The sequence below is a fragment of the Roseateles sp. genome, assembly GCF_965262435.1.
GTDB lineage: Bacteria > Pseudomonadota > Gammaproteobacteria > Burkholderiales > Burkholderiaceae_C > Paucibacter_A.
Genome location: NZ_OZ253537.1, coordinates 3,203,254 through 3,218,668, shown reverse-complemented (window position 1 = coordinate 3,218,668; position 15,415 = coordinate 3,203,254). Strand labels below are relative to the sequence as shown.

13 protein-coding genes are annotated in these 15,415 nt (G+C 61.6%); 2 read left to right on the top strand and 11 right to left on the bottom strand.

What is annotated here, in order from left to right; genetic code table 11:
- Window positions 1-92: 92 nt before the first annotated feature.
- The 4 genes from glmM to ACQY39_RS13935 form a co-directional block, all read right to left on the bottom strand.
- Entirely contained in the window at window positions 93-1,424 is a 1,332-nt protein-coding gene (gene glmM, locus ACQY39_RS13950) for a phosphoglucosamine mutase (protein WP_428507175.1), read from the bottom strand.
- Window positions 1,425-1,491: 67 nt separating this feature from the next.
- Window positions 1,492-2,322 (bottom strand): dihydropteroate synthase, encoded by an 831-nt coding sequence (gene folP / locus ACQY39_RS13945; protein ID WP_428507173.1) that lies wholly within the window; start codon window positions 2,320-2,322, stop codon window positions 1,492-1,494.
- Window positions 2,323-2,453: 131 nt separating this feature from the next.
- On the bottom strand, window positions 2,454-4,358 hold the full coding sequence (gene ftsH / locus ACQY39_RS13940; RefSeq protein WP_428507171.1) for an ATP-dependent zinc metalloprotease FtsH: 1,905 nt from the start codon (window positions 4,356-4,358) through the stop codon (window positions 2,454-2,456).
- 124 nt (window positions 4,359-4,482) lie between these two features.
- Entirely contained in the window at window positions 4,483-5,172 is a 690-nt protein-coding gene (locus ACQY39_RS13935) for an RlmE family RNA methyltransferase (RefSeq protein ID WP_428507169.1), read from the bottom strand.
- Between the two features lie 20 nt (window positions 5,173-5,192).
- Here ACQY39_RS13935 and ACQY39_RS13930 point away from each other — a divergent pair, with 20 nt between their 5' ends.
- On the top strand, window positions 5,193-5,672 hold the full coding sequence (locus ACQY39_RS13930) for a YhbY family RNA-binding protein (RefSeq protein WP_428507167.1): 480 nt from the start codon (window positions 5,193-5,195) through the stop codon (window positions 5,670-5,672).
- 49 nt (window positions 5,673-5,721) lie between these two features.
- Here ACQY39_RS13930 and ACQY39_RS13925 read toward each other — a convergent pair whose 3' ends face one another.
- The 5 genes from ACQY39_RS13925 to ACQY39_RS13905 form a co-directional block, all read right to left on the bottom strand.
- On the bottom strand, window positions 5,722-6,189 hold the full coding sequence (locus ACQY39_RS13925; RefSeq protein ID WP_428507165.1) for a DUF4149 domain-containing protein: 468 nt from the start codon (window positions 6,187-6,189) through the stop codon (window positions 5,722-5,724).
- Window positions 6,161-6,637, bottom strand: a complete 477-nt coding sequence (gene greA, locus ACQY39_RS13920; protein WP_263517517.1) for a transcription elongation factor GreA — start codon at window positions 6,635-6,637, stop codon at window positions 6,161-6,163. The genes ACQY39_RS13925 and greA overlap by 29 nt, the downstream gene beginning before the upstream one ends.
- A gap of 171 nt (window positions 6,638-6,808) precedes the next feature.
- Window positions 6,809-10,075: a carbamoyl-phosphate synthase large subunit gene (gene carB / locus ACQY39_RS13915; RefSeq protein WP_428507163.1), complete on the bottom strand. Its 3,267-nt coding sequence runs from the start codon at window positions 10,073-10,075 to the stop codon at window positions 6,809-6,811.
- 23 nt (window positions 10,076-10,098) lie between these two features.
- Entirely contained in the window at window positions 10,099-11,283 is a 1,185-nt protein-coding gene (carA, locus tag ACQY39_RS13910) for a glutamine-hydrolyzing carbamoyl-phosphate synthase small subunit (protein ID WP_428507161.1), read from the bottom strand.
- 263 nt (window positions 11,284-11,546) lie between these two features.
- The gene (locus ACQY39_RS13905) at window positions 11,547-11,951 is read right to left on the bottom strand and encodes a GlcG/HbpS family heme-binding protein (protein ID WP_428507159.1); all 405 of its coding nucleotides are present in this window, start codon (window positions 11,949-11,951) and stop codon (window positions 11,547-11,549) included.
- Between the two features lie 227 nt (window positions 11,952-12,178).
- Here ACQY39_RS13905 and ACQY39_RS13900 point away from each other — a divergent pair, with 227 nt between their 5' ends.
- Complete coding sequence (locus tag ACQY39_RS13900) at window positions 12,179-12,874, top strand: Bax inhibitor-1/YccA family protein (protein ID WP_428507157.1); 696 nt, start codon at window positions 12,179-12,181, stop codon at window positions 12,872-12,874.
- 93 nt (window positions 12,875-12,967) lie between these two features.
- On the opposite strand, the gene rlmD is transcribed toward ACQY39_RS13900, so the two are convergent.
- Complete coding sequence (rlmD, locus tag ACQY39_RS13895; RefSeq protein ID WP_428507155.1) at window positions 12,968-14,332, bottom strand: 23S rRNA (uracil(1939)-C(5))-methyltransferase RlmD; 1,365 nt, start codon at window positions 14,330-14,332, stop codon at window positions 12,968-12,970.
- 40 nt (window positions 14,333-14,372) lie between these two features.
- Complete coding sequence (rpoS, locus tag ACQY39_RS13890; RefSeq protein ID WP_428507153.1) at window positions 14,373-15,398, bottom strand: RNA polymerase sigma factor RpoS; 1,026 nt, start codon at window positions 15,396-15,398, stop codon at window positions 14,373-14,375.
- Window positions 15,399-15,415 lie beyond the last annotated feature (17 nt).

The following is a 15,415-nucleotide window of genomic DNA, read 5'->3' as shown; positions in this document are numbered from 1 at the left end:
CCAAAAAGGCCTCTGCAGATCAAAGCTGCAGAGGCCTTTTTTCAAGGGCAGACACGAGCCGCAAGCGACCCGTTCTGATCAACAGTCATTCCTCAGGCCTTGACGGCCTCGACCAAGCGCTGCGCGCTCTGTTGCGCCAGGGCGGCATCACTGGCCTCCACCATCACACGCAACAAGGGTTCGGTGCCGGATGCACGAATCAGCACGCGACCCCGATCGCCAAGCTCAGCCGTCACTTCCGCCTGCTCACGCGCCAGGTGCGCATTGCTGCGCCAATCCTGCCCAGGCTGCAAGCGCACATTGATCATGGTCTGCGGGAACAACGTCACCGCCGCCAATTGATCGGACAAAGACTGCCCCGTGCGGCTGATGGCCTGCAAGATCAAGAGCGCGCTGACAATGCCGTCACCTGTGGTGTGCTTGTCGAGGGCCAGCAGGTGGCCCGAGCCTTCACCGCCCAGCTGCCAGCCGCGCGCACTGAGCTCCTCCAGCACATAACGGTCGCCCACCTTGGCACGAACAAAGTCAACGTCGCGCGAACGAAGGGCCAGCTCGACGGCCATATTGGTCATCAGCGTGCCCACCGCACCCGGCACATGCAAGCCTTGCGACAGTCGGTCGGCCACCATGACGTAAAGCAGCTCATCGCCGTTGTAGAGACGCCCTTGAGCATCGACCAACTGCAGGCGATCGGCATCACCATCCAGTGCCACGCCGTAATGCGCGCCATGCTCATGAACGGCTTTGACCAAGGCCGCAGGTGAAGTCGCGCCGAAACCGGCGTTGATATTGAAGCCATCAGGGCTGCAGCCGATCGAGATCACCTCGGCGCCCAACTCATGGAACACGTCGGGCGCCACGTGATAGGCCGCGCCGTTCGCTGCATCGACCACGATCTTCAGGCCCTTGAGGGTCAGATCCGAGCCGAAGCTGTTTTTACAGAACTCGATATAGCGGCCTCGGGCATCACCGATCCGTCGGGCGCGCCCCAAATTGGCGGAATCGATCCAGGTAGGAGGCTCCTCCAATGCAGCCTCTACAGCCAGTTCCCAGGCATCGGGCAGCTTCTCACCCTTGGCCGAGAAGAACTTGATGCCGTTATCTGCAAATGGATTGTGCGAGGCGCTGATGACCACGCCCAAATCCTGCCGCAATGCCCGGGTCAGGTAGGCCACGCCAGGCGTCGGCAGAGGCCCAGTCAACTGCACATCGACGCCCGCCGAAGCAAAGCCGGCTTCCAATGCCGACTCGATCATGTAGCCGGAAATACGCGTGTCCTTGCCGATCAGAACGCTGGGACGACTCGACTTCTTGCGCAAGACCTGACCCACTGCATGACCCAGGCGCAGCATGAAGTCCGGCGTGATTGGCGCCTGGCCAACCGTGCCACGAATACCATCGGTACCAAAATACTTGCGGCTCATTGTGAGCACCCTCCTGAAAGACAATTCTCTATTGTCGGTCAGTCGCCGAAGCAACTGCACCACCGATTCACGCGCGGCTCGAAACCGCCTGCCACACCTTGATCGCGTCCACCGTGGCAGCTACATCGTGCACACGTAGCACGCGCGCACCACGTGCCACGCCGGCCAGCGCCGCAGCCAGACTGCCCGCAAGCCGCTGCTCCACGGGCCTGCCGGTCAAATCACCCAAAGCACGCTTGCGCGACCAACCAATCAGCAAGGGGTAGCCCAATCCCATCAGCTCAGACTGCCGGGCAAGCAACTGAAAATTCTGCTCGCTGGTCTTGGCGAAACCATAACCTGGATCCAAGACGATACGGTCGGCATCAATACCGACAGCTCGAAGCACAGAGGCACGCTCAGCGAGGAAGCTCGCCACCTCGCCGACAAGATCCGCATAGTCAACCAGTCCTTGCATGCTGCCGGAGTCGCCGCGCATATGCATGAGACAGACACCGGCCCGGGGATGCCCTCGCACCGCGCTCAGCGCGCCTTTGGCCCGCAAGGCCTGAATGTCATTGATGATGTCCACGCCCATATCAAGCGCACGCTGCATCAGCCCGGGTTTGCAGGTGTCGATGGACACCGGCACGCCGAGCGTCAGGGCCTCGCGCAGCACCGCCTCCACCCGCGACCATTCTTCAGCGTCACTGAGGCGCTGCGCACCCGGTCGGCTCGACTCGCCGCCAATATCGAGGATATCGGTCCCCTCTTCCACCAGGCGTTGGCAATGCAGAATCGCCTGACGGGCCTGGGCATGCTGGCCGCCGTCTGAGAAGGAGTCCGGTGTGACATTGACAATGCCCATCACCTGAGGGCGCTGCAGGTCAATCAGGAATCGGGTGGTTTGCCACTTCATGACAGTGAACTCAAAGGCATGGACTCCAAGACAAGAAAAAAGGGTCCGCCCTTTCAGGCTGACCCTTGCTTCAACTCATTCCGGCCCGATGAACACAGCAGTACGCTGCACCTATCGGCGCCGCGATTCGTTCAAGCTGCGGCAGCGGCCCCGTCAGCATTGACCACCGGCGTTGCTGGCTCGGTCTTGCCGCCCGAAGGAGGTGTCCAGTCCTTGGGCGTACGCGGTGGCTTGCCGCCCATGATGTCGTCGATCTGATCGGCATCGATGGTTTCCCACTCCAACAAGGCTTTCGCCATCGCGTGCATCTTGTCCTGGTTGTCCTCGATGTGCTTGCGGGCAATCGCGTACTGCTCGTCGATGATGCGACGGATGACGCTGTCAACCTTGCGCATGGTCTCTTCCGACATGCTGGTGGTCTTGGTCACCGAACGACCCAAGAACACTTCACCTTCGTTCTCGGCGTAGACCATAGGACCCAACTCATCAGTCATGCCGTAGCGGGTCACCATGTCACGAGCAATAGCGGTGGCGCGCTCGAAGTCATTACTGGCGCCAGTGGTCATCTGGTTCATGAACACTTCTTCCGCGATGCGGCCGCCGAACAGCACCGAGATCGTGCTGAGCATGCGCTCCTTGTCCAGGCTGTAGCGATCACCTTCCGGCAGTTGCATGGTCACGCCCAGTGCGCGGCCACGCGGAATCACGGTGACCTTATGAACAGGGTCGGTCTTGGGCATCAAGCGTGCCACCAGGGCATGACCTGCCTCGTGGTAAGCCGTGTTCTTGCGCTCTTCCTCAGGCATGACCATGGACTTGCGCTCAGGGCCCATCATGATCTTGTCCTTGGCCTTCTCGAAGTCGACCATCTCGACCACGCGGCCGCTTCGGCGAGCCGCAAACAAGGCCGCCTCATTGACCAGATTGGCCAGATCGGCACCCGAGAAACCGGGAGTGCCACGCGCCAGGATGTCGGCGCGGATGTCCTGACCGACCGGCACTTTACGCATGTGTACATTGAGAATCTGCTCACGCCCACGCACGTCGGGCAGCGTCACATAGACCTGGCGGTCAAAACGACCCGGACGCAGCAAAGCCGGGTCCAGAATGTCAGGGCGGTTGGTGGCGGCCATGACGATGACGCCGAGATTGGTTTCGAAACCATCCATCTCAACCAACATCTGATTCAAGGTCTGCTCACGCTCATCATTACCGCCGCCCAGCCCTGCGCCACGATGACGGCCGACCGCGTCGATTTCATCGACAAAAATGATGCAGGGCGCACTCTTCTTGGCCTGCTCGAACATGTCGCGCACACGCGCTGCACCGACACCGACGAACATTTCAACGAAGTCTGAACCCGAGATGCTGAAGAAAGGCACCTTGGCTTCGCCAGCAATCGCCTTGGCCAGCAAGGTCTTGCCGGTTCCTGGCGGGCCCACCAGCAGCACGCCACGCGGGATACGACCGCCCAGCTTCTGGAACTTCTGCGGGTCCTTCAAGAAATCGACCAATTCCTTGACCTCTTCCTTGGCCTCGTCGCAACCGGCGACATCGGCAAAGGTGGTCGAGTTATTGGCTTCGTCCAGCATACGAGCCTTGCTCTTGCCGAAGCTGAACGCGCCACCCTTGCCACCGCCTTGCATCTGGCGCATGAAGTAGATCCACACACCAATCAGCAGCAGCATCGGGCCCCAGCTGACCAACATACTGATCAGGAAGGAAGGCTCTTCGCGCGGCTTGACGTCGAACTTGACGCCATGGTTGCGCAAGTCACCGACCAAGCCACGGTCGAGATAGGTGGCCGTGACGCGAATCTTCTTACCGTCCGAACCCTCGGCAATGATGTCGGTCCCGCCATTGCCTTCTTGCAGAGTCACCTGCTTGATGCGCCCGGACTGGACTTCGTCTAGAAATTCCGAGTAACCCATGGCGCTGCCTTGAGCCACGCCTCGGTCGAATTGCTTGAAGACGGTGAACAGCACCAGGGCAATCACTATCCAGACCGCTACTTTCGAGAACCACTGATTGTTCACCGCCACTCCTTGTTCATTACGGCCAGGCTGCACTGATCTCAGCCACGTGCACGGCATATGGGGTCGATTCTATTGCAGTCAAGTGGCACGGCCGATTTGCATGGCCATGCGAAAAGACCGCCTTTCAAGCCTTGGCTGCAGCCGGCCTCTTCAATCCGATACCGATCAGGAAGGTTTCTGACGAACGATCCCGGGAAGCCTTGGGCTTGAGCGGCTTGACCTTCTTGAAGGTAGCCTTGAATTGTTCGACCAACTGGGTGTAGCCGCTGCCATGAAACACCTTGGCCACCAAAGCTCCTTCGGGCTTCAAGTGGTTCTGGGCAAAGTCCAAAGCCAACTCAACCAAGCCAGCAACACGGGCCGCATCCGAACTCTCGATACCGGAGAGATTGGGCGCCATATCCGACACCACCACATCAACAGGCCTGCCGCCCAAGGCAGCTTCCAGCTGATGCAAGACGGCCTCCTCCTGGAAATCACCCTGAATGAAATGCACGCCTTCAATCGGCGCGCACTCCAAAAGATCGAGGGAAATGATCATGCCGTTCAACTGCCCAACCGCTGCGCCGCCTGTACCGGCTTCCTTGGGCGCAAAGCAGCGTCGCAGGTACTGGCTCCAAGCGCCCGGCGAAGCACCCAGATCAACGACCACTTGCCCCGGTCGAATCAGCTTGAGCTCTTCGTCAATTTCCTTCAGCTTGTAAGCCGCACGAGCGCGATAACCATCACGCTGCGCCATCTTGACGTAGGGATCATTGATGTGATCATGCAACCACGCCTTATTAAGTTTTTTGCTTTTTGTTGTGAACTTCATGTTGCACGGATAATACGCCTATGCCTGCGATTCAATTGACCCCTGCCCAGCGCAAGGAAAAACGCTCCGAAGCCCATCATCTCGACCCCGTGGTCATGATAGGCGCGGATGGACTCACCCCTGCCGTCGTCAAAGCTACCGACGCCGCACTGAACGCCCACGGGCTGATCAAGGTGCGGATTTTCTCGGACGACCGCGCCAACCGCGAAGGTATCTTTGCCAGCCTCTGCGGCGAGCTCAATGCGGCGCCGATTCAGCACATCGGCAAGCTGCTCATCATCTGGCGTCCGATGCCCGAAAAGGAAGATGACAACACACGTGCTGACAACAAGTTCGGACCGCGCGTCGTCAAGATCGTCAAGTTCTCCAAGAGCGGCAACCACCGGCCGCAAACCAAGAAGCTGCGTGTGCTCGGCAACGAGCGCGTCGCCCAAGGTGGCGAAATCAAGCGCGCCAAGCGCCGACTGACCAGCATCAAGAAAACTTCGCAAGACCAATAAAACGGTCTCGGTCGTCAGCGGGAGCTGACGACCACCCTGAGAGCTTCAGCTACGGCGCACGGCCGCTGCAGCGCCACGCCAGAGCCAAGACCGCCAAGGTCTTGAGCCCGTACAAGGCAAAGGACACGGCATGCAAGCTCATGAATGACCATGAGCCCTGGCCCGCCCGAGCCTCAGCCATCAAGGGCTGCAAGGCGAAATAGCCCAGCACCGTACAAAACAGCGCCGCAGCCGGAAGCAAAAATTCCGCTCGGACAGCCGACGATTGCGAGTCGCGGGTCATGCGGCGATCCATCATCATCAGCAAGAGCGCCGCGGCCAAACTCAAGTGCGCTTCCTGAGCAAACAAACGCCCGACCAGCAGCCCAGCCTGCGCCTTTTCCAAAACCGCGAAAGCGCTGGGTGCCGCCATGAAAGCGACACAAAGCAAAAGGCCGCCCCAGAGGGCAGCCAGCAAGAGTTGAGCGCGCAGCAGCACCGACAACCAATCAGACGTAGCGGACTTCCACCACCTCATAACGCTTGACGCCGCCGGGCGCCTGCACATCGGCCACGTCACCGGCCTCCTTGCCAATCAGGGCGCGAGCGATCGGCGAACTGATGGAGATCAGGCCCAGCTTCAGATCCGCCTCGTCATCGCCGACGATCTGATAAGTCACTTCGGCGCCGCTGGCCTCTTCTTCCAAATCAACGGTCGAGCCAAAGACGATTCGACCACCGGCATCGACCGACGCAGGATCGATGATCTGGGCGGCAGAGAGCTTGCCTTCAATCTCCAGAATGCGGCCTTCAATAAAGCCTTGCTTGTCCTTGGCCGCTTCGTACTCGGCGTTCTCGGACAGATCGCCCTGGGCACGAGCCTCGGAAATTGCATTGATCACGGCATGACGCTCAACGCTCTTGAGTTGATGCAACTCTGCCTTGAGCTTCTCAGCACCGCGGACGGTCAATGGAATAGTGGCCATGATTTGAATGAAACCTTGAAAAAACTGGGGACTGACCGCGAAACACGGGCCAGAGCCGCTGAATGGCGAGAAAGCGCAAACGCTTGCTTGAAGCTCGCTCCACAAAATGAAGCCGCCGCTGCGACCCTGGTGTCTCCAGGAGCGCGGCGGCGGACATCGTTGGACTGAAGTTTAGATCAGTTCGGCATGTAGTTCTTGCAGGGATTGCACCAGCAGGCCATTCTGGTGCTTCATACCCTCCACCGCGGCCTCACAACCGGCCATGGTGGTGTAGTAGGTGACACGGGCAGCCAGCGCCGCCTGGCGAATGTGGCGACTGTCCGCAATCGCAGTGCGGGTTTCGTCCACGGTGGTGAACACCAGCTGAATCTCGCCACCCTTGATCATGTCCACGATATGCGGGCGGCCATCCTTGACCTTGTTGACCAGCTTGACCGGCACACCCGCCTCAGCAATCGCAGCGGCCGTGCCCTTGGTGGCGACGACGCCGAAGCCCAGGGCATGCAGATCCTTGGCCACGGCCACAGCACGCGCCTTGTCGCCGTTCTTCACCGTGATCAGGATATTGCCCTGACGCGGCAGGCGTGAACCGGCACCGAGCTGGCTCTTCAGCATCGCTTCGCCGAAGGTCTTGGCCGCACCCATCACCTCGCCGGTCGAACGCATTTCCGGGCTGAGGATGGGATCCACGCCGGGGAACTTGTTGAAGGGGAAGACCGCTTCCTTGACGCTGTAATACGGCGGAATCACCTCGGCGGGCACGCGACCCAGGCGATCCTTCTGGTCCTTGAGCTTCTGGCCGGCCATGCAGCGCGCGGCAATCTTGGCCAGTTGCTGGCCGGTCGCCTTGCTGACGAAGGGCACGGTGCGCGATGCGCGCGGATTCACTTCCAGCACATAGACCGTGGCACCGTCGAGGCCGCCCGTCACGTCACCCTGGATGGCGAACTGCACATTCATCAGGCCCACGACCTTGAGCGCGCGCGCCATGGCCGCCGTCTGGCGGCGCAGCTCATCCTGCAGCTCCTTGGACAGGGTGTAGGGCGGCAGCGAGCAGGCCGAGTCGCCGGAGTGAATGCCGGCAGCCTCGATGTGCTCCATGATGCCGCCGATCATCACGTCGGTGCCGTCGCTGATGCAATCGGCATCGACTTCCACGGCGTCTTCCAGGAAGCGATCCAGCAGCACGGGGGACTTCTCCGAGACCCGCACCGCCTCGCGCATATAGCGCTCCAGGTCTTTGTCACCATGGACGATTTCCATGGCGCGGCCGCCCAGCACATAGCTCGGGCGAACGACCAGCGGGTAGCCAATTTCGTTGGCCAGGGCCACGGCCTGCTCTTCGGTGCGTGCCGTGCGGTTCGGCGGCTGCTTCAGGCCCAGCTCGTGCAGCAGCTTCTGGAAACGCTCGCGATCCTCGGCCATGTCGATGCTGTCAGGCGAGGTGCCGATGATGGGCACGCCGGCGCGCTCGAGATCCAACGCCAGCTTCAGTGGCGTCTGGCCGCCGTACTGGACGATCACGCCGACCGGCTTTTCCTTGTCGACAATTTCCAGCACATCTTCCAGCGTCACCGGCTCGAAGTAGAGGCGGTCCGACGTGTCGTAGTCGGTGGACACGGTCTCGGGGTTGCAGTTGACCATGATGGTCTCGTAGCCGTCCTCGCGCATGGCGAGCGCGGCGTGGACGCAGCAGTAATCGAACTCGATGCCCTGACCGATCCGGTTCGGGCCGCCGCCGAGGACCATGATCTTTTTGTTGTTGGTCGGCTCAGCCTCGCACTCTTCCTCATAGGTCGAATACAGGTAAGCCGTCTCGGTGCTGAACTCAGCCGCGCAGGTGTCCACGCGCTTGTAGACCGGGCGCACCTTCAAAGCATGGCGGGTGGCGCGCACTTCATGCTGGTTCGTGCCCAGCAACTTGGCCAGGCGGCGATCAGAGAAGCCTTTTTTCTTCAGCAGGCGCAGCTCGTCGGCACTCAACGAAGCCAGGCTGCGGCCGGCCAGCGATTGCTCGATCTTGATCAGCTGTTCGATCTGGGCCAGGAACCAGGGATCGATGGCGGTTTCTTCGAACACTTCCTGCAGGCTCATGCCCAGACGGAAGGCGTCACCGACAAAGAGGATGCGCTCCGGGCCGGGCTCGCCAATTTCCTGGATGATTTCTTCACGGTCGGTCGAGCGCTCGCTCAGGCCGTCGATGCCGGTTTCCAAACCGCGCAGCGCCTTCTGGAACGATTCCTGGAAGGTGCGGCCCATGGCCATCACCTCGCCCACCGACTTCATCTGCGTGGTCAGACGCGAATCGGCCATGGGGAATTTCTCGAAGGCGAAACGCGGGATCTTGGTGACCACGTAGTCGATCGAGGGCTCGAAGGACGCCGGGGTCACGCCGCCGGTGATGTCATTCTTCAGCTCGTCCAGGGTGTAGCCCACGGCCAGCTTGGCGGCGATCTTGGCAATCGGGAAGCCGGTGGCCTTGGACGCCAGTGCTGAGGAACGCGACACGCGCGGGTTCATCTCGATCACGGTCATGCGGCCGTTTTGCGGATTGATCGAGAACTGCACGTTGGAGCCGCCGGTGTCCACGCCGATTTCGCGCAAGATGGCGATCGAGGCGTTGCGCAGCAGTTGGTATTCCTTGTCGGTCAGCGTCTGAGCCGGGGCCACGGTGATGGAGTCACCGGTGTGCACGCCCATGGGGTCCAGGTTCTCGATCGAGCAGACGATGATGCAGTTGTCGCGGCTGTCGCGCACCACTTCCATCTCGTACTCTTTCCAGCCGATCAGCGATTCTTCGATCAGCAGCTCATTGGTCGGCGAGAGGTCGAGGCCGCGCTTGCAGATTTCCTCGAACTCTTCCGGGTTGTAGGCAATGCCGCCACCGCTGCCGCCGAGCGTGAAGCTGGGGCGGATCACCATGGGGAAGCCATTGCTGCCGGTCTCGATGGCGATGCGCTTCTGCACCGTCAGCGCTTCTTCCATGGAATGGGCGATGCCGGACTTGGCGGAGTCGAGACCGATCTTGGTCATCGCATCCTTGAACTTCAGGCGGTCTTCTGCCTTCTCGATCGCCTTTTCGTTGGCGCCGATCATCTCCACGCCGTACTTGGCCAGCACACCGTGCTTGTGCAGGTCCAGGGCGCAGTTCAGCGCGGTTTGGCCGCCCATGGTGGGCAGCACGGCATCGGGCCGTTCCTTGGCGATGATCTTCTCGACCACCTGCCAAGTGATGGGCTCGATATAGGTCACGTCCGCCGTGTCCGGGTCGGTCATGATGGTCGCCGGATTGCTGTTGACCAGGATGACCTTGTAACCTTCCTCGCGCAGGGCCTTGCAGGCCTGGGCGCCGGAATAGTCGAATTCACAGGCTTGGCCGATGATGATGGGGCCGGCGCCGATGATGAGGATGCTCTTGATGTCTGTACGTTTGGGCATGTCTTTACTCCATCAGGCCGTGATCAGGACTTGGCCATCAGACCGATGAAGCGGTCAAACAGGTAGGCGATGTCGTGGGGGCCGGGGCTAGCTTCGGGGTGACCCTGGAAGCAGAAAGCCGGCTTGTCGGTGCGGGCCAGGCCTTGCAGCGTGCCGTCGAACAAGCTGATGTGGGTGGCGCGCAGATTAGGGGGCAGGCTGTCAGCATCGACCGCAAAGCCGTGGTTCTGGCTGGTGATGCTGACGCGGCCGTTGTCCAGGTCCTTGACCGGATGGTTGCCACCGTGGTGGCCGAACTTCATCTTGAAGGTCTTGGCGCCCGAAGCCAGGGCCATGATCTGGTGACCCAGGCAGATGCCGAAGGTCGGGATGCCGGCCTCGATCAGCTGCGCGGCGGCGGCAATCGCATAGTCGCAGGGCTGCGGATCGCCGGGGCCGTTGGACAGGAAAACACCGTCCGGCTCCAGACCGAACACGGTCGAAGCCGGGGTCTGCGCCGGCACCACGGTGATCTTGCAGCCGCGTTGGGCCAACATGCGCAAGATGTTGCGCTTGACGCCGAAGTCATAGGCCACCACGTGGAAGCGCGGCTGGCTGAGCTGGCCATAGCCCTTGCCCAGGGTCCATTCGGTTTCCGTCCAGCCATGTGCCTCGGGCGTGCTGACCACTTTGGCCAGGTCCTGCCCAGCCATGCTGGGCGCAGCCTGAGCCTTGGCCACGGCCTCGGCGATCAGGGCCTCGGTCACGAGCTGCCCCTCGGGCACGGCCAGGATGCAACCGTTCTGGGCACCAGTGCTGCGCAGCAAGCGGGTCAGGCGGCGGGTGTCGATGTCGGCAATGGCGACCGTGCCTTCGTCGCGCAGGTACTGCGCCAGGCTGCGGGTCTTGCGGAAGTTGGAATCAAGGATGGGCAACTCCTTGATGATCAAGCCAGCGGCATGGATCTTCGGGGCCTCGACATCCTCGTCATTGACGCCGTAGTTGCCGATGTGCGGATACGTGAGAGTCACGATCTGCCGGCAGTAGCTGGGGTCGGTGAGGATTTCCTGGTAGCCGGTCATGGCGGTGTTGAACACCACCTCGCCGACCGTGTGACCGGCTGCGCCGATCGAGGTGCCTGTGAAGACCGTGCCGTCTGCCAGGGCGAGAATCGCTTTGGGGGTATGGAGCAGATCGGGCAGCACGGGGAACTCCGGTGAGGTGCGCACGCCCGGCTCTGCTCGTCCGACCGGCCCGGGTCGCTGGTGGACCGGGCCGAGGAGCCTGAGTTCGGTGGAGAAACTGAAGCGAGTTTCGCTGGGGTGGCTGTGGTTGCGGGTAAACCTGCTGAGTATAACCGAGCAGGGTTATCACCAAGCCCGGTTTTGCATACTTTGCGCAAATGACGGCATCAAGTCAGCCTTCGCCGCACGGCATGTCTACCCTCAACCTCAGCAGAGCGCCATCACGAAACGACGGCGCCCAGTCTCATTCAAGCCAGGGCCGCGATGCCTGCACGCGCAATCTGCGCGTCTTCGCTGGACTTGACGCCGCTGACACCCACTGCACCGATGCAGTGGCCATCCACCAGCACCGGTACACCGCCTTCAAGCAAACCGCTCAAGCCCGGCGCACTCAGAAAGGACACGCGGCCTTGGTTGATGATGTCTTCGTAGATCTTGGACTCGCGGCGGCCGAGCGCAGCCGTATGGGCCTTGGCCGGAGCGATCTGGGCCGACACCGCAGGCGCACCGTCCAGGCGCTGCAACCACAGCAGATGGCCGCCGTCATCGACGATAGCGATGGTGACCGCCCATTGATGGGCCAATGCTTCAGCCTCGGCGGCTGCGGCCATGCGCTTGACGTCTTCCAGGCTCAGATACGGTTTTTGTTTCATGGTCTCTCTTGAATCGGGACGGGAAAGGCCGCACTTTAGCTCCATGGGCAGCAGGCATTCATGTGGCCGGCTGCAGTACTGACCTGACCCCGAAAGCCCGGCTGCGCGGACACAAGCGCTGGCGCACGGTGAATCAAGCCAGCACGCGCTACATTTCGCCCGGAGTGACGCAGAGGGACCTGCATGCGCCACACCACCGATGGATTGAACGACGGAGGACGCTTGAAATGAATGAAACCCTGCAAACCCAACTGAACGTAGGCCTGGGCCAAGGCCTGGCGGCCGAGCGCCAACGCGTGCTGCGCAACACCTACTGGCTGCTGGCCCTGTCCATGCTGCCCACCGTGCTGGGCGCCTGGGTGGGCGTGTCCACCGGCGTGATGGCGACCATGGGCACCGGCATGAGCCTGATCGTCTTCATGGCCGGCGCCTTCGGCTTGATGATATTGGTCGAGAAGACCAAGAACAGCAGCACCGGCGTCTACGCCCTGCTCGCTTTCACCTTCTTCATGGGCCTGATGCTCTCGCGCCTGCTGGCTGCGGTGCTGGGCTTCAAGAATGGCGGCAGCCTGATCATGACCGCCTTTGGCGGCACCGGCGCCATCTTCTTTGCCATGGCCAGCCTGGCCACCGTGATCAAGCGCGACCTCTCCAGCATGGGTAAGTTCTTGTTCGTAGGCGCCGTCATCATGCTGGTCGCCGGCGTGGTGAATGTGTTCCTGCAGTCCTCGGCCCTGATGCTGACCCTGCTGGTGCTGTCCATGGCCGTGTTCTCAGCCTTCATGCTCTACGACATCAAGCGCGTGCTGGACGGCGGCGAGACCAACTACATCTCCGCCACCCTGGCCATCTATCTCGACCTCTACAACGTGTTCCAGAGCCTGCTGTCCCTGCTAGGCATCTTCGGCGGCGAGCGCGAATGAGCTGTTGGACGGCGCTCAGTTTGGCGCCGCGCAGCACAAAACAAAAAAGGGCCCGTGGGCCCTTTTTCATTTGGTAGCAGCCTCAGCTGCGCTTCAAACCACGTCGCGCTCAAACACAGCAATGCTCTCCACATGCGAGGTGTGCGGGAACATATTGACCGCACTGGCCGCCGTACAGCGGTAGCCCGCCACATTGACCAGCAGGCCAGCATCACGCGCGAGCGTCGATGGATTGCAGGAGACATAGACAATCCGACGCGGCGGCGTCCAGCCGGGCGCAAGGCTCGGATCCTGCGCAATGTCGGCCACCGCCTTGGCCAAGGCGAATGCACCGTCGCGCGGCGGATCCACCAACCATTTATCCGCCACGCCGTCGGCCACCAACAACTCGGGCGTCATCTCGAAGAGATTGCGGGCGACAAACGATGTCTTGGCCTCAAGCCCATTGCGGCGTGCGTTCTCGCGCGAGCGTTGCACCAGGGTTTCGCTGCCTTCGATGCCCAGCACCTCACGCGCGCGCGTCGCCAACGGCAAGGTGAAGTTACCGAGGCCGCAGAACCAATCGATCACCCGCTCATGCGGCCGCACATCCAGCAAACGCAGGGCCCGCCCGACCAGCACCGAGTTGATATGCGGATTCACCTGGGTGAAATCGGTCGGCTTGAAGGGCATCAGCACGCCAAACTCGGGCAGGCGGTAGGCCAACTCCGGTCCGCCTTCGTCCAGCAAATGAACCGTGTCCGGCCCCTTGGGCTGCAACCACCACTGCACCCCTTCATGCTGGGCAGCGAAGTCGCGCAGGCGCGTCTTGTCGGCCTCCAGCAGCGGATTCAAATTGCGCAGCACCAGGGCGATCACCTCATCACCCATGGCCAGCTCGATCTGCGGCAGGCGATCACGCTCGTCCATGCTGGCGATCAGATCACGCAAAGGCATCAGCAAGTCGCTGACGCGCTGAGGTACCACCTTGCAGACCTGCATGTCGGCGACATAGCGGCTCTTCCGCTCGTGGAAGCCGATCAAGACCTGACCCTTCTTGGGCACATAGCGGACCGAGAAGCGAGCCCGATAACGATAGCCCCAGGTCGGCCCTTCGATCGGGCGCAGCAGCATCTCCGCCTTGACCTTGCCCAGATGCCAGAGGTTGTCCTCCACCACCCGCTGCTTGACCGCCACTTGGGCACTGGCGTGCAAATGCTGCATCTTGCAGCCACCGCATGCCCCCGGATGCAGGCCGAAATGCGGGCAGCCCGGCGTCACGCGTTGAGAACTCTCACGACGCATTGCCGTCATGGTGCCCTGTTCCCAGGCGTTCTTCTTGCGGCCGATGCTGACCTGAACCTGCTCACCAGGCAAAGCGCCCTCGATGAACACCACCTTGCCGTCTTCCTTGTGGGCCACGCCCTGGGCATCGAGGTCGAGCGACTCGACCGTCAGCCATTCTGTTTCTTGACTCATGGGCTGATTATCCCAGCCCTGAGCGCCGGTCCAGCAATACTCAGAAGATCGAGTCCCGGTCGATGCCGTGCCGCATCATGTTGCGCTTGAGCTTGGCCAAGGCTTCGATCTGGATTTGGCGGATCCGCTCGCGGGTCAGCTTGAGTCGCACCGCCAGCACATCCAGAGTCTCGGGTTCGCGGTCAAACAAGCCAAATCGCCCGGCCAGCACCTCGCGTTCGCGCTCGTTCAGCGCCGCCATGCCGTGCACCAGCAACTCTTCCAACTCATGACTGAGCCGCAGGCCCAGCGGATCGACGGACTGCTCATCAGCGACCAGGTCCATCATCGACTCGCCGCCCTCTCCGTTGCGGTCGACCGGAGAGTCGAGCGAGCTGGGCAGCTCGGCGTAGGCCAGCAACTCGGACACTTCAGCCAAGGGTCGCCCCAATGCGGCGGCGATATCCTCTGCGCGCACCTGACCGGCGCCGCCGTTCTGGCTCTGCACCGCTTCCAGCGCACGCCGGGCCTTCAACACATGGTTGAGTTCGCGCACGATATGCACGGGCAGACGCACCAGACGTGCTTGGTGCATCAAGGCACTTTCGATGCTCTGACGGATCCACCAGCTCGCGTAGGTGGAAAAACGAAAGCCCCGTTCGGGTTCGAATTTGCCGATGGCATGCATCAGGCCGAGATTGCCATCCTCAATCAGATCACTGAGCGGCAAGCCGCGACCCAGATAGTTCTTGGCAATGCTGACCACCAGACGCAGGTTGTGCTCGATCATGGCCTGGCGGGCCGAAAAATCACCCGCCCGCGCCTTCACGGCCGTCGCGAACTCCTGCTGGGGGCTGAGCAAGGGCGTGCGCCGGATATCGCGCAAATAGGCCTGCAGTGCATTGCCTACCTCGAGATCGCTGCCGGCTGCCAAGCTCTGGTGCGAGGCCTGCGCCTCATCGTCTGTCGCTGCCGTTCCGAGCTCCCCGTGAAGCTCCATCACATCTCGCGGCGGCGGCAGCGCGTGCTCGCGCGCACCCGCAGAGGCTGAAGCATCAGAGACTACGGTCGGCGCGCTTCGTTTCATGGCGGGCTCACATTGAA